The organism is Acinetobacter sp. Brlt_5, from assembly GCF_051949055.1.
GTDB classification, from domain to species: Bacteria; Pseudomonadota; Gammaproteobacteria; order Pseudomonadales; family Moraxellaceae; genus Acinetobacter; species Acinetobacter indicus.
In genome coordinates, this window is record NZ_JAYJLP010000006.1 from 98,650 (window position 1) to 121,599 (window position 22,950).

At 45.5% G+C, this 22,950-nt stretch carries 21 protein-coding genes and 1 pseudogene; 13 read left to right on the plus strand and 9 right to left on the minus strand.

What is annotated here, in order from left to right; all coding sequences use genetic code 11:
• The first annotated feature begins 154 nt into the window (after positions 1-154).
• Positions 155-511 carry a DNA transfer protein p32 gene (locus VF685_RS05910; protein ID WP_286385091.1) on the plus strand — a complete coding sequence of 119 codons (357 nt, stop codon included), beginning with the start codon at positions 155-157 and terminating at the stop codon, positions 509-511.
• Between the two features lie 56 nt (positions 512-567).
• On the opposite strand, the gene VF685_RS05915 is transcribed toward VF685_RS05910, so the two are convergent.
• Positions 568-1,050 carry a DUF4442 domain-containing protein gene (locus VF685_RS05915; protein WP_163143096.1) on the minus strand — a complete coding sequence of 161 codons (483 nt, stop codon included), beginning with the start codon at positions 1,048-1,050 and terminating at the stop codon, positions 568-570.
• Between the two features lie 134 nt (positions 1,051-1,184).
• On the opposite strand from VF685_RS05915, the gene VF685_RS05920 reads away from it, so the two are divergent.
• From VF685_RS05920 to htpG, 5 genes are all read left to right on the plus strand, one after another.
• A complete protein-coding gene (locus VF685_RS05920) occupies positions 1,185-2,060 on the plus strand; it encodes an alpha/beta fold hydrolase (protein ID WP_168382476.1) in 876 nt (291 codons plus the stop codon).
• Positions 2,061-2,170: 110 nt separating this feature from the next.
• Positions 2,171-3,538 carry a Na+/H+ antiporter family protein gene (locus VF685_RS05925; protein ID WP_005181697.1) on the plus strand — a complete coding sequence of 456 codons (1,368 nt, stop codon included), beginning with the start codon at positions 2,171-2,173 and terminating at the stop codon, positions 3,536-3,538.
• 356 nt (positions 3,539-3,894) lie between these two features.
• Positions 3,895-4,482 carry an OmpW/AlkL family protein gene (locus VF685_RS05930; protein WP_180036771.1) on the plus strand — a complete coding sequence of 196 codons (588 nt, stop codon included), beginning with the start codon at positions 3,895-3,897 and terminating at the stop codon, positions 4,480-4,482.
• Positions 4,483-4,653: 171 nt separating this feature from the next.
• Entirely contained in the window at positions 4,654-4,998 is a 345-nt protein-coding gene (locus VF685_RS05935; RefSeq protein ID WP_016659674.1) for a lysozyme inhibitor LprI family protein, read from the plus strand.
• A 92-nt stretch (positions 4,999-5,090) separates the two neighbouring features.
• Positions 5,091-7,010 (plus strand): molecular chaperone HtpG, encoded by a 1,920-nt coding sequence (gene htpG / locus VF685_RS05940; protein ID WP_286385096.1) that lies wholly within the window; start codon positions 5,091-5,093, stop codon positions 7,008-7,010.
• 59 nt (positions 7,011-7,069) lie between these two features.
• On the opposite strand, the pseudogene VF685_RS05945 reads toward htpG, so the two are convergent.
• The 4 genes and pseudogenes from VF685_RS05945 to VF685_RS05960 all read right to left on the minus strand — a co-directional run.
• Positions 7,070-8,032, minus strand: a pseudogene (locus VF685_RS05945) (hypothetical protein); the annotation flags it as partial.
• 262 nt (positions 8,033-8,294) lie between these two features.
• Entirely contained in the window at positions 8,295-9,632 is a 1,338-nt protein-coding gene (locus tag VF685_RS05950; RefSeq protein WP_163143075.1) for a hypothetical protein, read from the minus strand.
• A gap of 9 nt (positions 9,633-9,641) precedes the next feature.
• Positions 9,642-9,821 carry a hypothetical protein gene (locus VF685_RS05955; protein ID WP_005181710.1) on the minus strand — a complete coding sequence of 60 codons (180 nt, stop codon included), beginning with the start codon at positions 9,819-9,821 and terminating at the stop codon, positions 9,642-9,644.
• Positions 9,822-10,143: 322 nt separating this feature from the next.
• A complete protein-coding gene (locus tag VF685_RS05960) occupies positions 10,144-10,305 on the minus strand; it encodes a hypothetical protein (RefSeq protein WP_164844932.1) in 162 nt (53 codons plus the stop codon).
• Positions 10,306-10,709: 404 nt separating this feature from the next.
• Between VF685_RS05960 and VF685_RS05965 the strand changes: the two genes are divergently transcribed.
• Entirely contained in the window at positions 10,710-10,910 is a 201-nt protein-coding gene (locus tag VF685_RS05965; protein ID WP_005181715.1) for a dodecin family protein, read from the plus strand.
• Positions 10,911-10,975: 65 nt separating this feature from the next.
• Here the strand turns inward: VF685_RS05965 and VF685_RS05970 are convergent, their stop codons facing one another.
• Positions 10,976-11,659 carry a DsbA family oxidoreductase gene (locus VF685_RS05970; protein WP_177155267.1) on the minus strand — a complete coding sequence of 228 codons (684 nt, stop codon included), beginning with the start codon at positions 11,657-11,659 and terminating at the stop codon, positions 10,976-10,978.
• 283 nt (positions 11,660-11,942) lie between these two features.
• Between VF685_RS05970 and VF685_RS05975 the strand changes: the two genes are divergently transcribed.
• The 4 genes from VF685_RS05975 (at position 11,943) to VF685_RS05990 (ending at position 16,489) form a co-directional block, all read left to right on the plus strand.
• Complete coding sequence (locus VF685_RS05975; protein WP_286385099.1) at positions 11,943-12,692, plus strand: hypothetical protein; 750 nt, start codon at positions 11,943-11,945, stop codon at positions 12,690-12,692.
• Between the two features lie 543 nt (positions 12,693-13,235).
• Complete coding sequence (locus VF685_RS05980) at positions 13,236-14,597, plus strand: nucleobase:cation symporter-2 family protein (RefSeq protein ID WP_005181726.1); 1,362 nt, start codon at positions 13,236-13,238, stop codon at positions 14,595-14,597.
• Positions 14,598-14,840: 243 nt separating this feature from the next.
• Positions 14,841-15,362 (plus strand): Panacea domain-containing protein, encoded by a 522-nt coding sequence (locus tag VF685_RS05985; protein ID WP_286385101.1) that lies wholly within the window; start codon positions 14,841-14,843, stop codon positions 15,360-15,362.
• On the plus strand, positions 15,359-16,489 hold the full coding sequence (locus VF685_RS05990; protein WP_286385102.1) for a hypothetical protein: 1,131 nt from the start codon (positions 15,359-15,361) through the stop codon (positions 16,487-16,489). Before VF685_RS05985 ends, VF685_RS05990 begins: the two co-directional genes overlap by 4 nt.
• A 44-nt stretch (positions 16,490-16,533) precedes the next feature.
• On the opposite strand, the gene fadA is transcribed toward VF685_RS05990, so the two are convergent.
• Together fadA and fadB are read right to left on the minus strand one after the other, a co-directional pair.
• A complete protein-coding gene (fadA, locus tag VF685_RS05995) occupies positions 16,534-17,706 on the minus strand; it encodes an acetyl-CoA C-acyltransferase FadA (RefSeq protein WP_286385103.1) in 1,173 nt (390 codons plus the stop codon).
• Positions 17,707-17,718: 12 nt separating this feature from the next.
• On the minus strand, positions 17,719-19,872 hold the full coding sequence (gene fadB / locus VF685_RS06000; protein ID WP_286385104.1) for a fatty acid oxidation complex subunit alpha FadB: 2,154 nt from the start codon (positions 19,870-19,872) through the stop codon (positions 17,719-17,721).
• 489 nt (positions 19,873-20,361) lie between these two features.
• On the opposite strand from fadB, the gene lpxO reads away from it, so the two are divergent.
• Positions 20,362-21,276, plus strand: a complete 915-nt coding sequence (gene lpxO, locus VF685_RS06005; RefSeq protein WP_075167599.1) for a lipid A hydroxylase LpxO — start codon at positions 20,362-20,364, stop codon at positions 21,274-21,276.
• Between the two features lie 122 nt (positions 21,277-21,398).
• A complete protein-coding gene (locus VF685_RS06010; protein WP_005181729.1) occupies positions 21,399-21,815 on the plus strand; it encodes a PH domain-containing protein in 417 nt (138 codons plus the stop codon).
• Here VF685_RS06010 and VF685_RS06015 read toward each other — a convergent pair.
• Positions 21,804-22,880 carry an AAA family ATPase gene (locus VF685_RS06015; RefSeq protein WP_127798513.1) on the minus strand — a complete coding sequence of 359 codons (1,077 nt, stop codon included), beginning with the start codon at positions 22,878-22,880 and terminating at the stop codon, positions 21,804-21,806. The genes VF685_RS06010 and VF685_RS06015 overlap by 12 nt on opposite strands.
• Positions 22,881-22,950 lie beyond the last annotated feature (70 nt).

Here is a 22,950-nt window from a genome sequence, read left to right on the forward strand (position 1 = left end):
GTACTTTGGCGTTAGATGGGCCGGGTTGCTGCTGCAAAGCGGGTGTTTTTACATAAATCCTCTATTGGTTACCAAGTTGGTAACATATTGCTCAGATTCGACCCATCAATATCGAATAAGCTAAAGCTATGACCAAAACAGGGGAAGAGCGATCATGAAAAAAGTTATCGGTGTTATGACAGCTGCCACCTTATCTACCTTTATGCTGGCCGGTTGTGAAAGTATGTCTCCAAATGAACAGCGTATTGGTGCAGCTGCTTTAGGTGGTGCAATTGGTGGTGGTGTCGGTGGTAATGTCGGCGGTACTGCAGGTGCAGCCATTGGTGGTGGTGCCGGTGCAGCAGTGGGTAGTAAAACCCAGGATGGTTCAAACCGTAACGCGACCTATAGTGGCGTCGGCGGTGCAATTGGTTCTGCGGTAGGTAAAAGCATCTTCGGTGGTAGTACTGGTGCAGCGATTGGTGGTGCGATTGGTGGCGGTGCAGGTGCCGCGATTGAGCAGAACCGCTAAGTCTGGTTTAGACGATCTCACATAAAAAAAGCGCTTAAAGATAAGCGCTTTTTTATTTAGCCGGCAGCATGCGGCTTTTTGCGGCGGATGTATACCGTCTTTTCTACCTCGGCAATACGTACGCCGGCTTCATCAAAAATATTCAGGTGATAGTTGCGATACACCGGTGCGTAATTCTCGGCCAGTTCCCGAATGGTATCGACCTCCATGGCATTGAGACGGATATCGGCATAGACCATACTGCGACCGGGCGCTAAAAAGCGGATGGTCGCGGCTTTATCCCAGACAATATATTTTGAGCCAAGATGATGCATCAACAGCAGCATATAAAACGGATCGACCATGGCATACAGGCTACCGCCAAAATGTACCCCGACAATATTCTGGTTTTTACGTGTCAGTGGCATTTTGACACGAATGTGGTAATTGGCCAGATCCATTTTCTCGACCGCAATACCGGCGCCGCGATAGGGGGCATAGCGATTGATCAGGAATTTGGACAGGGTCGGAATTGTCTGTAGTTTTTTTAAAAGGCTCATAAGGGTCAATTATTTTTATTGCACTGATCTGCATACTAGAACAGAAACCGGCAGGTGGCATTGATTTGATTGACTGCACTTGCCAATAAACAGCCAATACAAGAAATCACCCATAAACAGAACAGGATGTCATCATGCACGCTCATACGCAGTGGATTCATACCTCAGACCAGCAGCGCCTGTATGTCAAAAGCTGGGGCAAGCCGGACAATCCGGCGCTGGTACTGGTTCATGGTTATCCCGACAATCAGGAAGTCTGGGAAGCTGTTATTGCCCAGCTGATTCAGGATTTTTATATTGTGACCTATGATGTGCGTGGGGCCGGTCAGTCTTCCATTCCGAAGCATATTCGTGATTATCGGCTGGCACGCCTGTCTGAAGATTTACTGACCGTGGTGGATGCGGTGCTACCCAACCGGCCATTTCATTTGGCCGCGCATGATTGGGGTTCAATTCAGTCCTGGGAGTCGGTGACCGATGCCCGGTTTCGCCAGCGGATTCTCTCTTACAGCAGCATTTCCGGGCCTTGTCTGGACCATGCTGCATTCTGGATGCGTGCGCAGTTACAGCAGGGTAAGACTAAATTCTTAAAACAGCTGGGCAAGTCCTGGTATATCGCTGTGTTTCAATTGCCCTTACTGGCACCGACGGTGTGGCAATACATGAGTGCAGAGCGCTGGGGCAAAATGCTACAGCAGCTGGAGCAAAGCTCGGGTCTGGCCTTAAACCCGAATATCCAGCAGGATGGTCAATATGGCGTCAATCTGTATCGGGCCAATTTTATCCCGCGTTTGCTCAAACCACGTCAGCGTGTGGCGATTTGTCCGGTACAGGCCGTGGTACTGACCGAAGACCGCTTTGTCAGTCCGGAGCTGATTGATGAAGTGCCGAACTGGGCAGCAGACTTCCAGCGAGTGGAGATTGCGGCCAATCACTGGGCAATTTTAAGCCAGCCGGAGCGGATTGCTCAACATCTTCGGGATTTTGCATTTTCAAAATCAGGCAGTTAATTTGACTGTTACTGGCAAGGTCAAGACAAATATCGGACAGCGCAACAACAGCAGCTAAATAGCGATCAATCTCTGATAAAATAGCGTTTTTTCTCGATCCGTCTTTTCTTATGTTTGCAATTCTTGCCGCCATCGCAGTCATGTTCGGGCTGTCGTTGGCACGTGTTCCTGTTGTTTTTGCACTGGTCATTGGTGCCGTTACGGGTGGTTTGCTGGCTGGTTTGGGCCTGCAAGGTACTTTAGAGGCGTTTAATAATGGCCTGGGCGGTGGTGCTAAAATTGCTTTGGCCTACGGTATTTTAGGTGCTTTTGCACTGGCTCTGGCGCGTTCAGGTTTACCTGATTTATTGGCCTATAAAATGATTCACACCTTAAAGGGTGAGGCCGATCTGAAAGCGCAAAACCGGGTCAAATACTTTATTTTCCTGGTGGTGGCCATTGCCGCGGTATTCTCCCAGAACGTGATTCCGGTACATATTGCCTTTATTCCGGTGCTGATTCCGCCATTGTTGATGGTATTTAACCACCTGAAACTGGACCGTCGTCTGGTGGCCTGTTTATTGACCTTTGGTCTGGTGGCCACCTATATGCTGGTGCCGGTCGGATTTGGCGCCATCTTCCTGAATGATATTCTGGGCCATAATATCAATACCTTTGGCAAGCCGTATGGATTTGAGATCAGCTATGACCAGATTCCAACAGCGATGGCCATTCCGGTATTCGGGATGTTTGTCGGTTTGCTGATCGCGGTGTTTTTCTCATACCGTAAGCCACGTGAATATAAAGACGTGCATATTGAAGAGCAGCAAAGCATTTCGGCTGAAATGGGTGTGGCACAAAAATCAGGTCAACCTGAAGTGGCGACGTTCACCATCTGGATGGCAGTCATTGCGATTCTGGTAACCCTTGGCGTGCAGCTGTATTCAGATTCGATGATTCTGGCCGGTCTGGTTGGTGTAGCGATTCTGAGCTGTGCCGGGATCTTTAAGTGGAAAGAAGCGGACGATGTTATTATTACCGGTATGCGGATGATGGCACTGGTTGGCTTTATTATGATTGCTGCGCAAGGTTTTGCTGCCGTGATTGAGGCAACAGGACAGGTTTCTGCGCTGGTTGAAGCGTCGGTTGACTGGATTGGTAATAGCCAGGCACTTGCAGCCTTTTTAATGTTGTTGATTGGTTTGCTGATTACTCTGGGTATCGGTTCATCATTCTCTACCATTCCGATTCTGGCGATTATTTATGTACCGCTCTGTATTCAATTTGGTTTTAGTCCTGCAGCAACTATTGCGATCATTGGGACTGCGGCTGCACTGGGCGATGCCGGTTCACCTGCTTCGGATTCGACCTTGGGGCCAACCTCAGGCCTGAATATGGATGGTCAGCATGACCATATGAAAGACAGTGTAGTGCCGACCTTTATTCACTTTAATATCCCGCTGATGATTTTTGGCTGGATTGCCGCCATGGTGCTTTAACCTGAAATATCCCGGGAATAAAATCCCGGGATTTTTTTGAATCATAGATGTATTTATAATAAATCTTATAATCATTCTGATAATCTAATAATAGATGTATTTAAAATATATATTATAGAGCGTTTAAAATAAACCTGAGTATTTTAATCTGAATATTATTATTTAATCTTGATAAATCAGGTTGGTATTTAAAACCAAGTTGTGTGGTTGGTTAAAATAAATTAATTTAATAATCAATAGTTTGAAAATAATATAAAATTATTATATAGGGTAAGTATTGCATATTAATTTATAACGTGTTTATTATTAATTAATGTTTAATTTTTGAATAAATAATCTTCCAGTGGGGTATTAAAATGTTAAAGCAAATTACACTCGTTGCATTAATGGGTCTTTCTGCTTCTGCGATGGCAGGCCAATGGCAAGTCAAGCTGGGCGGTTCGGTTGTAGCACCTACAGGCGATTATAATCTCGGCGGCGCAACAGTTGAGGCAGATCATGAATATGCATTTACCCCGTCAGTTGAATATTTCTTTAATGACAATATTTCGACAGAACTGCTTTTAGCTGCACCAATTAGCCATGATGTGCTCTTAGATGGTAATAGTGTCGCTAAAATTAAACATTTACCGCCAACGCTGACTGCAAAATACCATTTTAAAAACAGTACTGGTTTTACCCCATACATCGGTGTTGGTGGTACTGCATTTGTGGCCTGGGATGAAGAGGGCGTTGCTAAAGATGTAAAAGAAGATTTTGGTTTTGCCGGCCAGATTGGTTTTAATTTCCAGCCAGCAGATGCCAAGAACTGGGGCGTATTCTTTGATGCACGTTATGCGCAACTTAGCCCAGAGGTCACTTTGATTGATGAGTTAGGAAATGCGAAGTTCGATTTAGATATCGATCCAATGGTGTACACCATCGGTTATAGCTACAAATTCTAATTATAAAAAAGTACCAATAATAAAATTCAGCGTAGCCCCATCCTGGTGATGGGGCCTTTTTATTGCAAAATGATAACAATAGAACAAAATCAGAATATTGAGTTAAGTATTCGTTTTCATTTAATTTGTAGTGAATGAAATGAAAGAAATGAAAAAGTGAGAAGATCAAATATGAATAGAAATACAACCTTTGCCTTGGTCTTCGCCAGTTTGATCAGCCTGCCTGCCGCTGCAGCCAGCTTTAATTGTGAACGTGCTCAAACCCCAACCGAACATGCCATTTGTGAACATCGTAATGTTAATGATGCCGATGTGAAGATGGCCACCACCTATAAAATTATTAACCGTCTGGTACCGATGGGGACACGTTCGGCTATACGGGATGAACAGGTGCGCTGGCTGGCCCTGCGTGACCGCTGTGGCCAGTCGGTTGAATGTCTGACCCAGGTTTACCAGATGCGTCAGCAAAAGCTGGAGCAGTATATGCAGCGGGTCTATCAGCAGGGCCCATTTTAATATTTTTTTGTTTTCCTATTGAAAAATCGTCGCCTCACTCCAATTCATAAGGCATTCCAATACAACAATGCTGTCAATTTAAGGAGTGATGAATGAGCGAACAAAGCGCACAAAAACACAGTTTCCAGGCTGAAGTGGCTCAGCTTTTACATTTGGTGACGCATTCTCTTTATTCCAACCCTGAAATTTTTCTGCGTGAACTGATTTCTAACGCCTCTGATGCCTGCGATAAATTGCGTTTTGAAGGCATCAACCATCCTGAATATTATGAAAATGATCCGGACCTGCGCGTGCGTGTGCGTCTGGATGCAGAGAACAATACCCTGACCATTTCCGATAACGGTATTGGTTTAAGCCAGCAGGAAGCGATTGATAACCTGGGGACCATTGCCAAATCCGGCACCAAAGACTTTATGTCCAAGCTGACCGGTGATCAAAAAGCCGATGCCCAGCTGATTGGCCAGTTTGGGGTGGGTTTCTACTCTGGCTTTATTGTGGCCGATAAAATTACCGTAGAATCACGCCGTGCCGGTCTGGACGCATCGGAAGGTGTACGCTGGATCAGCGGTGGCACCGGTGAATTTGAAGTCGAGCAAATCAACAAGGAAGGTCGTGGCACCGACATCATCCTGCATTTACGTGAAGATGCGTTGGACTATCTGCAAAGCTATAAAGTGAAGCAGATTATCAATAAATATTCTGATCACATCAGCCTGCCCATTCAAATGCAAAAAGAAGTCTGGCAGGAAGAGGAAGTAGCGGAAGGTGAACACCCAAAAGGCGGCCAGTATGTGAAAACTGATGAATGGGAAGCGATTAACTCGGCCAGTGCTTTATGGACCCGCAGTAAAAACGAGATTAGCGAAGAACAGTATATCGAGTTTTATAAAAACCTGAGCCATGATTTTGAAGCGCCGCTGGCCTGGTCGCATAACCGTGTCGAAGGCAGCACCGAATATACCCAGTTGCTGTATATTCCACCAAAAGCACCACATGATATTTTTACCCGCGAAGCCAAAGCTGGCATCAAGCTGTATGTCAAACGCGTGTTTATTATGGATGATGCTGACAACCTGATTCCAAACTATTTGCGCTTTGTACAGGGTGTGGTGGATAGCGCCGATTTACCGCTGAACGTCAGCCGTGAACTGCTACAGGAAAGCCGCGATGTGAAAACCATACGTGAAGGTAACGCACGCCGTGTGCTGACCATGCTGGATGGTCTGGCCAAATCTGAAGATGAAAAAGACCAGAACAACTTCAAGACTTTCTATCGTGAATTTGGTTCGGTCTTAAAAGAAGGCCTGGGCGAAGACTTTGGTAACCGTGAGCGTATCCTGAAATTATTACGCTATGCGACCTCCACCCAGGATGAGGTCAGTACCTCACTGGCAGATTACAAAGCGCGGATGCAGGACGGCCAGAAAGCCATTTACTATGTAACCGCAGATAGCCTGACCGCGGCCAAGAACTCGCCGCAGCTGGAGCTGTTCAAGAAAAAAGGCATTGAAGTCCTGCTGATGACTGAACGTGTTGATGAATGGGCCATGAACTTCGTACATGAGTTTGATGGTACACCGCTGCAAAACGTGTCTAAAGGTGCGGTCGATTTGGGCGATCTGCAAGATGCTGAAGAGAAGAAGGCACTGGAACAGGCGGCAGAGCAGTTTAAGCCAGTGGTGGAGCAGCTGTCTGAATCGCTGAAAGATAAAACCAAAGAAGTGCGCGTGACCACACGATTGGTTGATTCTCCGGCCTGTCTGGTTACGGCTGATGGGGAATTGTCGCCACAGCTGATCCGGATGCTGAAAGATGCCGGTCAGCCGGTGCCAGAAATGAAGCCGATTCTGGAAATTAACCCGCAGCATCCACTGGTGCAAAAACTGCAAGGTTCGGCTCAGTTTGATGATCTGGCCAATGTGATTTTTGATCAGGCCCTGATTGCAGAAGGGGGACTGCCAGAAAATCCGGCAGAGTACCTGAAACGCATCAACAGTCTGCTCTTAAAATAAGCCTATTAAAAAACCTCCTGCGGGAGGTTTTTTAATGCACGATTATATTGTTGACGGCTTTAGAACAGGGCTTCTAAACGTAGCAAGACACTCGGGTAATGGCTGCGGTCTTCACGGTCATCATTATAGTAATTCAGGTCGCCCTGCACAAAAAACCATTCACGCAAGAACGGCTGACGCCAGGACACAAACGGTCCCCAGCTGTTCAGGCGTAAATCATCATTATGATAATAACCGCCGGTGTAGAGTCCGTAGTTAAAACGGTTGCCGTGGAAGAACTGGTGCTGTCTAAAGCTGTAATTGTCCCATCTGAGGTCATCATCCTGTTCATCGGCATAGGTCAGGCTAAACTGGTTGCTTAAAAACGGATGATCGGGCCGGGCATGAATAAGTTCCAGGTTGGTTCTTAAATAGTTTTCACTGTCGAGGCCGTAACGGTAAATCTGCTCGGCATGAAAGGAAAAATCATTGACCAGTTCCCAGTCCTTGGCAATTTTTAAACGGGCATAAATATCATCGCCGGAACGCACCCCGAGGTCGGCATCAGTTTCAAAGGGTAAGCGTTCAGTGAAGTCAGACCAGCGTAAGGCCAGCGAGCTGTTGTCTTCACGTGCCCGTCGGCCATCTAGGGTTTTGTCCGGGCTGTTACTGGGGTTTTCATTGGTAATGGCAACACTGTTTTGCAGTTCGTTATCCAGCGAGTCATCACCAAAGACCAGACTTAATTTGCGTTCCAGCGTCGGCAGTTTAATCCGGCCACGTACCCGCGGTTTAATATCGTAGTCATCATATTTGTTCCAGCGACTGTCGACCAGAATACGCAAGGTCGCAGAGGCCGGTTCCTCCGGGCTGGTTTCTCCAAACCAGTTATCAATTTTATGTGCGGTATTGTCTGCCCAATGGCGAATCTGCTTCTGGCGCCGGTCTACCCAGCTTTGTTCTTCGGTTTCATGCGTGGGCGGCACAATCGGTTCATTCGACTGTTCCGGCAAAATGGTCGGGGTGGCATCAATCAGCCGCGGCAGGGTATAGAAAAAACCATTACCCGCCTCAGTTTCGGGCACCAGCGGCACCTCATAACCTGGTGGTGCGGTCTGCGGTTCTGTCTCCAGGTTGGTATTGTTGTCTGCAACCGTATATCCACTGCCTAACAGGCAAAATAATAATAATGATGGCGCTATAAAATGTACTTTTCTTGGCATTATTTACTGATCTTTAAGCTCTTTTTGCTAGTGTTGAAAATCTTCAGGCGAAAAGCAAGATGCAGCTACAAAAACATAAACATTAACTGGCGGTGAGCCGTTGAATGGCCTGAACCAGACGTAAAGGGTCGACCGGCGCAGGCAGGTGATTCAAGACTTTTTGAATGATTTGCCAGCTCACGCCCTGCTGACGATCGAGCAGAATATAGGGATAGGCCGGTTCGGTACGCGCCAGTTGTAAACGCTGCTGGCCATGAATCAGGCGAATTTTTTGTCGCTCTTTTAATAAAATCAGCGGGGTGGCCAGCGTGGCTGCTGTTTCCTCAAACTGGATAAATTTCTGGGTATGAATCAGGTGCAGCGGAATAAACGGATAATAATCTTCTTTGTGCCAGATCATCTGCTCGGCATGTTGATAGCACTGAAACAGACTGTCCAGCGCAAACAGCTGGCTTTCCAGTACAGCGCTGTCTATTTCACGAATTGCGGCAATTTCATGTTCATGCTGCTGGCTAAAGGCGTGGGCAAAACGGGTGGCTTGCATGGCATCCAAGGCGCCAAACAAGACCAGATATTTAATAAAACGACCTTGGGCATTGATCTGCTCGGCCACATAACCGGGGCGCTTGAGCAGAGCCGCTTGCTCTGCATCATGAACCAGCACATCGGCATACTGCATCACTTCAGGCCGGGCTGGTAAAAATACCCGGCACAGTTTTTCCGCCGGCAGATGGTCCAGGGGTAATTCGGAAATCGGGCAGCTGAGCTGATTGAGCAGCAGATGACGGGCGCTAGACTCTGCTTCGGGTACGGAATCTGCTTGCTGTTCAGGCTGAACAGGTGCGGCTTTGGTAGGCTTGAACTGCTGAGCTGCTTCTTCAGGTTCTATCGCTACAGATGAACGTGCTGCGACGGTATGCTGAAAGGCCTGCGTTGCGGCATAGTTTTGCTGGTTAAGTAATTCCAGATCGGTGTGCAGACTGCGATACTGATGCTGCTGTTGCAACATCCAGCGATAGACCTGTTCCAGATTGCCCCAGTCACTGAGCAGGGCAGTACGTGCGGGTGCCGGAATCAGCCAGATTTGCCAGCCGGAGGCGGGCTGATACAAGATAGCCCAACCTGAATCGGGCTGGGTATATAAAGCTTGTTCTAGAGCCTCAACCTGCTGAAACACCCCCCGAAAAGAACATGCATAAATGGTGTCGCGCGCAAATTCTTCGGCAGAACGTTCCGGCTGCACCTGTGCCTTATAGGCCAGAATCTGTTTTTTAAACAGTGGCTGGTCGCATTCAACAAAAATACTTTTAATCCGGCTTTTGGCCTTGGCGGTTTCATACAGACTCAAGGAACGACGCTCCAGTGCGCCCGTCAGGTCATGCAGTTCTTTAATCAGCCGGGATTTTTCTAAAGTATTCATGGTGGAAACTTAAACCAGTTGTTGTGCTTTTTCCAGATAACTGGCCAGGACAATATTCAGGGCCAGTTCAACCAATTTGTATTCGGCAGAATGCGGCTGTGAATAATGTTCCGCCAGCGCCACCAGATTTTCTACATTAATCTCTTGTGGAGAAATTTTTCTCTGAATCAGGGCTTGAAGTTCGTGCATTGCTCTCTCATCAACCTGTACTTAAATAATTGTTTTGGATCACTTTGATTATAGGTATTTCACTAAAAATTACATGAAAAAAAATGTCAGCTTTTGTGGATTTTTAGGCATTTATGACAGAAATTGGGATTTCAATATAAGAAATATTAAAAAATTTTTTAGATAAATTTCAGTTAAATCAGAGAATAAACAGATCATGCTGCCGAATTGACAAAAAATGTCAGTCTCAAATTGTCCGGTCGGATCAGGTGTCAGCCGCAGAATTGTTCTAACCCGCAATAAAAAAAGCAGACCTGAGGTCTGCTTGTATTTAAAGAAGTGCTTAAGCTTCTTTGTTCTGTTCAGCGCTTACAGGCTGATCGTTGCTCACGGTTTCAGTGTGGGCTTTTTCAGTCGGGAAGCTTGGTACATAAACCATTTCTGCTGATACATTGGCTGCATACAGGGTGACCATAAACAGGCCAAGCGCTTTTAAAAAGTTCATCAATCTTACCTTCACAAAAAAGGATGACTTGGGAGAAAAGTCATCGTGAGAGAGTGTATTCAAACAACAGCTATGATAGCGCGTTGTGATTGAGAGAAAATGATCATATCGGCAAGTTTAAGACTTTTTGTTAAAAAATAACATTTAAAAACAATAAATTAGAATAATTGCTCTAATCATTTAGCTACAAGATTTAAATTAATGATGATTTTTACAAGAACGAGATCATCCTGTTTTAAGATGAAAAAATCTCCAGATTTTTTGCCCCATCCATGCGTCATCTCTGTACAAATCCCTTGATCTGTATAGAGATGTAAGTTTTTGACGCGGTATGGTTAAGCGCTCTTTTATTGTCTATTTTTTATTCTAAGATGAACGTTTATACCAACACTGAGGGATCAATCATGGCGATTGCAAAAGTAGTAGAAGTGAATGCCAGCAGTAATAAAAGTTTTGAAGATGCCATTCAAAGCGGCATTGCCAAAGTCGGTGAAACAGTCAAAAACCTGCAGGGTGCCTGGATTAATGAACAGAAAGTGGTGATTAAGGACAATAAGATTACCGAGTATCGGGTCAATTTAAAAATCAGTTTCCTGGTGGAATAAGGCACATAGAAAAAATCCCCGTAAGGGGATTTTTTTATGGCAGCGATGCTTAAAGATACAACTGCTTATTGTTCCGGTACATCGCACTGGTCATCCTGACATTGCGCGCCGTTGTCTGCAGGTGTTTCCAAAGCTTTTTTCAGCACCTGTTCAAACACTTCCCGTGGCTGTGCACCGGCTAAAGCGACGCGCTGGTCAAATACAAAAAATGGGACGCCAGTCACTTTAAGCTGATCACGCGCTACATCCTGATCAAATTTCACAAAATCGGCATAGGCATCAGAATCGAGCACATCATCGACTTCCACCGGGTTTAAACCGATACGCGCAGCGACATCTTCCAGCGTTTCGCGTTCGCCAATGGCTAGACCTTGGGTCATATAGCTGTAGAAAAAGGCTTCCTTGGCTTCATTGCCCAAGCCTTTGCTTTGCGCCAGATGAATCAGGCGGTGGGCATTTAAGGTATTGCCGGAATTGGCCTGTTCCCAGTTAAATTGGATACCTTCTTCAGCAGCCATGCTGGCAATATTGCGCTGCATGTCTTCTACTTCTGCCAAGGTACGGCCATATTTTTGCGCCAGACGTTCAGAGTTGGAAATTTCCTGACGTTCCGGTGCGTCGGGGTCAAGCTGGAAACTGTGCCAGTGCACCTCAAGTTCTACGCCGACCTGTGCTGCCGCGGCTTCAAGACGTTTTTTGCCGATATAACAGAAAGGGCAGACCACATCGGACCAGATATCTACACGCATGAATATTCTCTTTGCCTTGTTTTCAACTATTGATGGGGATGATTTGCCTGAATTAAAGCCGAGATGGGTACTTTGCCGCCAGCAAACCGTATTTTTCATCCTCATCACTTTATATTTTTCCAAAATGAGCTAAACAATAAAAAATTAGCTTAATAAAATAAATCACTTAAGTCATTTTTATTGTTTGATCTTTTGTGTGCTTTGTTGAATAATTTTGTCTAAAAAACGGGCGATACAGCAACAAAGCGTTATGATAACGAGAACTACAACAAGAGGACAGGATATGCGACGTATAGTGTGGATCATCGTCCTCGTGACCTGTGCCGTGTTTGGATTGATGTTTTATCAATATCAGGCACAACAAAAAGAACTGACCCAATTACATGAATATCAGAACGTGCTGTATGACAAGGCCGAGCAGATTTATCTACAGGCGCAGGATTGGTCGACCCCGATTCAGGTTGATCCGTCCGATCCGCGTTTAAGTGGTGATTATGCCCTGATGGCTGAATTTGTGATTAGTCATCTGGTGCAAAGTGCCGAAGCGCGTAATAGCTATTTACGCGAACTGAAAGCGCTGCAATGGGATCAGTTTCTGGATCTTAAACGCCTGAATGAAGATAAAAAACAGGACTATACTGAAACTGAAGCGATGCTGTCACAGGTCAAGGCCATGATGGAGCTGTATCAGGAGCATCTGACTGAACATGAAGCACAGGCGCTGGCCCAAATTGAAGAATTACCGATTAAATCGCACCTGCGCCGTCAGTTAAGTGAATCTCTGCTGGAAAGCCGCCAGAATGATGAAGGCATGGTGCTGTTTGAGCTGGAAAAACAGAGCCTGAGTCAGGCCTATGTGCTGCTTGGGATTCTAAAAAATAATCGCTGGGAAATGAAAAACAACCTGTTTATGTTCTATGAAGATGCAGGCCTGAAACAGTTTAATCAGGCCTATCAGGACATGCTCAAGCTGAATCAGCAAATGCAGGACATTACCCAGGCGCATCAGCAGGCATTGGCTGAAAAGCTATAAGCAATAGCTCAACTTCTTGCACCTGTTTTAAGCCAAAGCTTAATACTGCCCCAATACCGTGATGGGGCAGTATCGGTAGATGTAAGGTGTATCCTTAATGATCATAGAGTCACGGGCTCAGGATATATTTTAGTGCTGCTGCTGGCCGAGATGGCTATGAAAATGCACTGTGACTGTACAGTCTCTAGCGCTTTTTCAGGGTGTGGATGGCTACAAGTTATATAAATGGACAGCATCGTGCGTGATCTACTTAAACAGAGTAGAAAAATAAAATTATGAATAAAAAAAATTGGTCTAAGTAATTGATAAAGTTTTGAAATTTTAGAAAGTATCTCTCTATTTTTTCCTGTCTTTAACTAGTTCATCTCATCCTCATGTTGGTGCCGATTTACCAGCAAAATCCGGCAGATTTTTTAAAATGGCATAGTAATTGCTCCAATCCCGCAGGAATCGCGCTTGTCTGCAACATGCAGGCAAGGGCCAGTATATTTTTAAGGATGGCTTCAGAGAAAAGCATCACTAGGCTGCGGCGTGGGGCTACATATGACAACGAGCAAACAGAATATTTCGCCCGAAGATGAATTTTTAGGGACAGGAAAAAGCCTGACTTATGGCTTACAGCATGTATTAACCATGTATGGCGGTATTGTGGCGCCGCCATTGATTGTTGGCACAGCGGCCGGTTTAACTGCTGCGCAAATCGGGATTTTGATTACTGCCTCATTATTTATGGGCGGACTGGCGACTTTGTTACAGACCTTGGGGGTGAAATATTTCGGGGCACGCTTGCCACTGGTGCAAGGCGTGTCTTTTGCCGGTGTAGCCACCATGGTGGGTATTGCCACCACGGGTGGCGGTTTTAATGCCATTCTGGGCGCGGTGATTGCCTCCTCCTTAATCGGGTTATTGCTGGCACCGTTTTTTGCCAAGATTATCCGTTTCTTTCCACCGGTGGTGACTGGCTGTGTGATTACCATCATCGGCCTGTCTTTATTGCCGGTGGCCGTGCGCTGGATTATGGGTGGCAATAGCAATGCACCTGACTGGGGTTCTATGCAGAATATTGGTCTGGCCGCCATGACCCTGGGGATTTTGCTGCTTTTAAGCCGTTTTGGTTCTGAAACCATTCGCCGTACCGGAATTTTACTGGCGATTCTGATCGGTTCGATTCTGGCCTATGTCTTGGGTTTTGGCGATTTTTCCAAAGTGGGTGAGGGTGCCTGGTTTGCCTTTCCTGACTTTTTGGCTTTTGGCGCACCGACTTTTCATCTGTCTGCAATTCTGGCCATGACCATTGTGATGGTGGTGGTGTTAACTGAAACCACGGCCGATATTATTGCAGTGGGAGATATTGTCGGTGCCAAAGTCGATGACAAGCGTATTGCCAATGGCTTGCGCGCCGATATGATTTCCTCAGCAGTAGCGCCCTTCTTTGGCACCTTTATGCAAAGTGCCTTTGCTCAGAATGTGGGGTTGGTGGCGATTACCGGTGTGAAAAGCCGTTTTGTGGTAGCTGCCGGTGGCTTGATTCTGGTGATCTTGGGCTTGCTGCCGATTATGGGCCGTATTATTGCTTCCATTCCTACGCCGGTATTAGGCGGCGCTGGTCTGGTCCTATTTGGTACAGTGGCGGCCAGCGGGATTCGTACTTTATCTAAACTGGACTATAGCGACCAGAAGAATCTGATTATTGTGGCAACGTCTTTAGCCGCCGGGATGATTCCAATTATTGATCATTCTTTCTATGCCCAGTTTCCGACCTGGTTTAAAACCCTGTTCCATTCGGGCATTAGCTCGACCTGTGTGATGGCGATTTTCCTGAATATCCTGTTTAACCATCTTCATTTTGGTAAAAAGACAGTGGTTGAGCCAGTGTTAACCACAGTGGCCAAGCCGGAACATTAAGGCGATGAGCTGAAGCTTGTTTCAGTCGTGATTGAGATGCAATTTAAAAACGCCCGATGTAGCACATGGGGCGTTTAAGCTGTTTAACCGAGAGAAAAATTAGTGACAACTTGTGTCGTATGATGTTAAATAAAAGGTTAAAGAATATACTTTTTACTTTATAAAAATAAAAAAACAGGGATAATACTCCGACCAATTTTGAGGAATTAACTTATAAGTTGGGGGTATGAGTGGAGGTAAGAAATGAAAGCACTAAATCTAGCAAACTACATCATATGTGAAGCAATTGAGAAATACCCACAGTACCCAATTACTCATCTTAAACTTCAAAAAATTTTATATTACATTGTCGCGACTTATTTCGCGAACAATACTGATGCTTGTGAATTTTTTACAGATAATGAGAAAATTGAGAAGTGGCAGTTTGGACCAGTTTTACCGAGTGTGTACAATGAATTTAAAACTTATGGTGGACGGGCTATTACAATGCCAAGTACAGAAATTGAGTTCTCTTTAGTAGAAGATGAAGATACTGATTTTATAATTAAAGAGTTTGATAAAGAAAATTTTGAGGGTAATAATCCATCTATTATATCTCTGGCACAAAATGTTATATCTAAACTAATAAATAAAGATGCTTTTGAGCTTGTGGAAATGACTCATCAAGAACCAGCATGGTCAAATTATGAATCAATTATTAAAAGTGGGGGACGAGGGCTGACTTATTCTATAGAGGAGTTACGTTCAGCTACAAAAATTATATGAGTTTAGAAAAGCTTATAAAAAGTCACTTAGCGCCGTCTGATACTTTAAGTAATAGACGGCTAATTAGTGCGTGTGCTGCGTATTTTATTCAAGAAGTTCCTGCATATTTAGTTAGTGAAGCTGGTGAAACTTTTTACGAGCTAGCATATGACCGAATTACTGAGATAGTTTTTAATGAAGAATATTCTTTTAAAAAGAGTGAGCTAGATGAATTAAAAACTATGATAGAAGAGAGAATAGAAAAAAATTTACGTATTTCAGGGGTTCCTTCAAATTTAATTAAAATAATGGATGGGACAACAAGGAGAGGAGAAGAAACTTCTCAAGATACTTGTATTAAGCATATAAAAGCTTGTTATAGGAAATTTGTTGGCCATATTAGTCTTGCTGTTATACAGAAAAATTTTATTTTGAAGACAGCTAATAAAGCTACAGAAATCTCAAATCAAGCAAAAGAAGCAGCTAATGAGGCATTAAAGAACTCTCAATCAATTTTAACCAAAGTAGGAGAAGCCTCAGAGAGAGCAGAAGATGCGCTAGGTAGTGCTAATCAGGCCACTATTCAGGTCCAAGATGCTCTAGAGGATGCAAAAAAAGCTTCTGAGACCTCTGCTATAGCAGTTCAAAGTGCAAATGCTATTGCGGAAAAAGTTAGCACTGCACTTATCAACGCTGATAATGCATCAAATGCGTCAAATCATGCATTAGAACAAGCTAAACTAGCTAGGAGTGAAGCTGAAAATACCAGTAAAAATATGACAACCCAATTTGTCACTATCCTAGGTATTTTTGCATCTATTATTGTGGCTTTATTTGGAGGAATGAGTTTAATAAGAGCAACTGTTGAATTATTACAGAATAATGGAAATTTATTAGTTTTAGTATTTGTAACCTCTATTCTATTGTTGTCCTTTAGCCTACTTATTATTTTATTAACTTCTTGGATATCTTCATTAAATAGTAAAGTCGAGACAAGAAATTATTATGTGCTCCGTTGGATGACATTGATAATTCTTACTATTGTTGCAGTAGTTTGTGGAGGATTAATTCATGATAATCCTATTAATACATCTGATACCAATAAGTCACAATTCGAGTTAGAAATTAAAACAAAAGGTTCAGATTAAAAAACCCCGCATTAAGCGGGGTTTTTTATCTTGGTATTTAAAGATTAAACACGCTCGATAATGGTCGCGATACCTTGACCAAGACCGATACACATGGTCGCAAGACCAATTTGGGTATCTTGTTGTTCCATCACGTTCAGCAATGTGGTGGTGATACGTGCACCCGAACAACCCAATGGGTGACCCAATGCAATTGCACCACCGTTCAGGTTAACGCGGTCTTGCTGGTCATAAATACCCAAGCCTTTCAGTACAGACAGACCTTGTGCAGCAAATGCTTCATTCAGCTCGAAGGTTTGAATGTCAGCAATCGACAAGCCAGCGCGTTTCAGGGCTTTTTGCGTTGCTGGTACTGGACCATAACCCATAATCGCCGCATCACAGCCGGCAACCGCCATTGAACGAATCACGGCACGTGGTTTCAAACCTAAAGCTTGTGCACGTTCAGCAGACATAAGCAGCATCGCAGATGCACCATCAGACAATGCTGAAGATGTTGCCGCAGTGACTGTACCGCCTTTCGGGTCAAATACAGGACGTAAAGCTTGGAACGCCTCAAGGTTGGCATCTGGACGAATCACCTCGTCGATGTCGCATAGCTGTTTAAAGCCGTTTGCGTCATGACCTTCAATGCCAATGATTTCGTTTTTAAAACGACCTTCTTGTGTTGCAGCCCATGCACGACGATGTGATTCCACACCAAAGGCATCTTGCTCTTCACGCGAAATACCGTTCATACGACCCAGCATTTCCGCTGTTAAGCCCATCATATTAGATGCTTTGGCATAGTATTTAGAGGCTTCAGGGTTCAGGTCGATGCCGTGCATCATACCCACATGGCCCATATGCTCAACACCACCAATAATGAAAATATCACCCTGGCTGGTGGCAATTTGCGCCGCTGCAGTATGAATCGCCTGCATCGATGAACCACATAAACGGTTCACGGTTTGACCCGCTACAGTTTTTGGCAGTTCAGCCAGTAAGGCAATGTTACGGCCAATGTTCATGCCCTGTTCCAGAGTCTGGTTGACACAGCCCCAGATTACATCTTCAACTTCGTTGACATCAAATTGGTTACGAGCAACTAAAGCGCGAACCAGCTCCGCAGACATGCCGTCAGCACGTACATTGCGGAACATACCGTTTTTGCTTTTGCCCATGGCAGTACGTACGCCATCAACAATCACAACGTCACGTGGATTTAAAGTAGCCATTCACGTCGCTCCTTAACCGTAGAATTTCTTGTTGTTTTCAGCCATGTCACGCAACATTTGTGGCGCTTCATAAGCTTTTCCTAAGTGTGCATACTTGTCGCAAAGCGCAACGTATTCAGCAACACCTGTTTGGTCGATGTAACGGCATGGGCCACCACGGAATGGAGGGAAACCTACACCCATAATCATGGCCATATCTGCTTCAGATGGTGTAGCCACAATGTTGTCTTCTAAGCAACGAACAGTTTCGTTACAGAACGCTAGCATCATACGGTCAATGATTTCTTGTGCATCAAATTCGCGTTTTTCAGATGTTGCCACAGATGCCACAAGCTCGTATGCAGTTGGATCAACTACTTTGGCTTTTTTGCCTTTGCGATCCAATTCATATTTGTAGAAACCTACGTCATTTTTTTGACCAAGACGTTTGTTTTCGTACATGACTTGGATTGAGCCTTTAAAGTCTGGCTTCATGCGGTCAGGGAAACCTTCTGCCATAACTTCTGCACCATGAACGCCCGTGTCGATACCGACAACGTCAATTAAGTATGCAGGACCCATTGGCCAGCCGAATTTTTCCATGACTTTGTCGACTTGCTGGAAGTCTGCACCATCTTTCAGTAACAAGTCGAATGCACCAAAGTAAGGGAACAATACGCGGTTCACCAAGAAGCCTGGGCAGTCGTTCACAACAATTGGTGTTTTACCCATTTTCTGAGCAAGAACCACAGTGGTCGCAATTGCTTCAGGTGAAGTTTTTTCACCACGAATCACTTCTACCAATGGCATCATGTGCACTGGGTTAAAGAAGTGCATGCCGACAAAGTTTTCTGGACGTTGTAGGTTTTCAGCCAAACGTGTAATCGAAATGGTTGAAGTATTTGAAGCAATGATCGTGTTGTCACGAACATTTTTCTCAGTTTCAGCCAACACAATGCCTTTGACTTTTGGATTTTCAGTCACAGCTTCAATCACGATATCTACTTCTTTAAACTCGTCATAGCTTAAAGTTGGGCGGATACGCGCCAAAGTTTCACCCATTTTGGCAGGTGTCATTTTTTTACGTTCAACTTGCTTGGTCAGCAATTTGTTTGCTTCAGACATCCCCAATGCTAATTGTGGATTGCCGATGTCTTTCATGATAATTGGTGTGCCTTTGCTTGCCGCTTGGTAAGCAATACCACCACCCATGATACCCGCGCCGAGTACAGCCGCTTGGTTCACAGGATGTGCACCTTTTTCATATTTTTTCGAGGTCTTTTTCACCACTTGGTCGTTGATAAACAAACCAATCAACGCACCTGCTTGAGGCGTTACAGCAGCTTTAGCAAAGCCTTCAGCTTCAGCTTTGAGCGCGTCATTACGTGGCAAGCTTGCACCTGCTTGTAAAGAATCCAGCATGAGTTTTGGTGCTGGGTATTGTGCAGGATTCGCTTTGGCTAATACCGCACCTTTGGCTGTGTTGAACGCCATCATTTGTTCAAGTGGGTTCAATTTTACAGGGTCTAATTTTTCTTGGCGTTTTGCTTTCCAGTCCAGACGGCCAGCTGCTGCCTGTTTAGCCAGATCAACTGCGGCTTCAGTCAGTTTGTCCGCGGCAACAACGGCATCTACTGCACCATCTTTTAATGCTGCAGCCGGTTTTTTCGGATTGGCCATTGCCATCCATTCAACCGCATTGTCGATACCAATAACGCGGCTTAAACGAACCGTACCACCAAAGCCTGGGAAGATTCCCAGCTTGATTTCTGGCAGGCCGACTTGCGCCTGTTCGGACATGACACGGTAGTCACAGACCAGACACATTTCAAAACCGCCACCCAGCGCCATACCATTAATGGCAGCGACTTTAGGAATATCTAGATCTTCAAAGCTGTTGAAGATGTCGTGAACAGGCAACGCCCATTCCACAATTGCTTGTTCGCCTTGTGCGAAGTTTTCACCAAACTCAGTGATATCTGCACCCACGATGAAGGTCGATTTGCCTGAAGTGACCACCAAGCCTTTAATTTCACTATTGGCTTTGACAGCGTCAATTGCAGCTTTAAAATCTTCAATCGTTGCACGGTTAAATTTGTTGACCGACTCACCTTGTAAGTCAAAGCGGAATTCTGCAATTCCGTCCGAAAGCATTTGGACGGTAATGGCATTGCCAGCGTGGATCATGCCTGATCTCCTTTATTTTGGAGGATTTCTAAGTTGATGTTGTGAAGCGAGTGTGCATTTCCCGCACACTTCTATGCCTCGCTAATCTTACGATAACTATATCGAAAAAGAACATAACAAGTTGTATCAAGCCGTGACGCAAGGGTCATCAATTTTTCTATGCCCAATCAAGGTCTTGTTCCCTTTCTTCTCCTGCTTATTTCGCTTAAAAGCAGATGAAGTACTTGTTTCAGTTTTACTTTTTTGGCGCGGTTGCCTTCTGTTTATAACGGAAAAAGCTGCTACTGCCCATGCCGGAGTTGTGGTGTTTTGGTCAAAAAAGTCAATTTGTGTGAATGGACAGGGCATTGCAAGCACCTGAACAGCGCCAGTTTTGCAACGCTGTGTCTTAAACGCCTGGCTGATTGGCCTAGCTAAATTTGTTATACTCGCCGATATTTTGGCTTGTCTGTCGTCCCTGTACAGGGCGGCAATTTCCCGGATGTTGCTATGCTTAAGTGGATTATTCTGGCCATCTTTGTCATTTCAGCGTTTTATATCCAGCAACGCGGCAAAGTTCGGCATTCGTTTTATCGTCAGTTCTTTGACCATTCGACCCTGTTCGCCCCGATTAATTTTCTGATGTACCGTTTTTCACGCGTACCGAATCAGCCCTACATCGACACCCAGCATTTTCAGGATTTAAAAGTGCTGGATGAACATTGGGAGATGATTCGCGATGAGGCCAAAGCGCTGTATGAACAAGGCGGCATCAAGGCCTCCAGCAAATATGATGATCTGGGGTTTAACTCTTTCTTTAAAACCGGCTGGAAACGCTTTTACCTGAAATGGTATGACACCGCGCATCCTTCTGCGGCCGAGCTGTGCCCGAAAACCACGGCTTTATTAAAAACCTTGCCAAGTATTAAAGCGGCAATGTTTACCGAACTGGCACCAGACAGCCGCCTGGTCCGGCATCGCGATCCTTATGCCGGTTCGCTGCGTTATCATTTGGGCTTAATGACCCCGAATGATGAGCGCTGCTTTATTGATGTCGATGGCCAGCGCTATTCATGGCGTGATGGTGAAAGTGTGGTATTTGATGAAACCTATATTCACTATGCTGAAAACGGCACTACGCAGAACCGGATTATTTTCTTTGCCGATGTCGAGCGGCCGTTAACTACCCGTTGGATGCAAAAGTTTAATCACTGGTTTGGTAAAAAGGTGATGACGGCGGCCAGCTCGCCCAATGAAGTCGGCGATCGTACCGGCGGCCTGAATAAAGTCTTTGCCTATGTTTATCAGATCCGGATTCAAGCCAAGGCCCTGAAAGCCAGAAACCGGACCCTATATTACATTTTAAAATGGGTGCTGATGCTGGGGCTATTCTTCCTGATTTTTATCCGGCCTTATCTGTTTTAAGATGACATGCTGATCTTTTGCACTCCAACCAAAACGCCCACATGGGCGTTTTTTTTCTGCACGGCCCAATACAGCAGCCCCCATAAATTTTGTGTAAGATACAGACAGTAAAGGGGAAAATAATGCAGAAATTTCGTTCCAAAATTGACTGGTGGGTGCTGGCCTTTCTGATCTGTATGACCGGGCTGCTGGTGCAATTGTTACTGACCATGCAGGCCAAAGGCACCATGCAAGCGTATCCGGTGCATACCGCGGTGTATCTGCTGACCATTGTGGTGATCTGGTGGCCGGTGTGGAATACCCGCTATCGTGTGAGCGAAGACTGCCTGACCATCCGCTGCCTGTTTTTAAGCTGGCGCATCCCATTGGCGCAGATTCAAAAAGTATCACCGACCAATAACTCGGTGGCATCTCCGGCCATGTCCTTAAAACGCTTAAAGATTGACTATCAGCAAGATGGCGTGAACAAGTTTGTGCTGGTGTCGCCGCGGCATCCGGAGCAATTCTGCGCCGCGATTAAACAGCCTTTATCGTCCTGATTCAGTGCTGGTCGCTGGGTCCGGCTGAATCAACAGCTGCTGATCCTGACAGTCCAGACATAGACTAAGCTGCTCTGGATGACTGAGGAAATACAGCGCCAGAATCGGTTCCAGTTCGGTGCGCATGCGGCGGCCCAAATGCCGGGCGCCATAGCGAATATCATGTCCTTGATAAAAATAAGCCTTGGCGGCATCGGTCAGCTGTACCTGACGCTTCTGATGCTGCAGGCGTTTGTTCAGTTTTTCCAGTTCAATCTCGACCAGTTGCGGCAGGGCATTTTCCTGGACCGGCGCATAATGCAGGGTCCGGTCAATCCGGTTGAGAAATTCCGGATCAAAACGGCGCTGCATCACCTTTTCAATAATCTGTCTGGCCGGCAGACGTTTTAGACAGAGGTCCTGCATTTTTTTCGGGAACAGATTCAGCTTGTCCAGATATTGCTGTGCAGCTTGAGCACCGACATTACTGGTCATGAAAATCATGCAATTGCGAAAGTCGATGGTTTTGGTGCCAGAAGTCAGGGTCAGTTTGCCGGTGTCCAGCACATTCATTAGCCCGCGCAGTACTTCAGTCGAGGCTTTTTCCAGTTCATCAAACAGCACAATGCCGGGGCGGGTGTGACTGCCTGCAATCGCAGTTTCATCAAACAGGCTATGGCCTTCTTTGGAGCCAACATAGCCCGGCGGTGCACCAGTGAGTGCTGCTGCATAATGTTCCTGTGCCAGCGTGTTCATATCAATCCGGCAAAAAGCATCCGGGCGGCCATAAATCGCTTCACTGATCAGCCGGACAGTTTCAGTTTTACCGACGCCAGTTGGCCCCAGCATTAGAGTCACCGACAGCGGACGTTCCGGGCTGGAAAAATCTGCCTTGACCACATGCAGCATTTTTTCAATTTCAGTTAAGGCTGTGTCCTGTCCAATAATCCGGGTTCTGAGCAGCTGCATCACTTCACGCGGTTCAAAATGAAAGCGCGGTTTGCCAATCAGGCGGTCTTTTTCCGATGTCGCATGTGTTGAGGTGGTCGGCTGAATAATATGCATGGCAGAGTGGGCGGTGTGCATAAACTGAATCCTGAGCGGGACAAGCTGTTCAGCATAGCAAAATTTGTCTGTGGCACTAAGACTTTGTAGC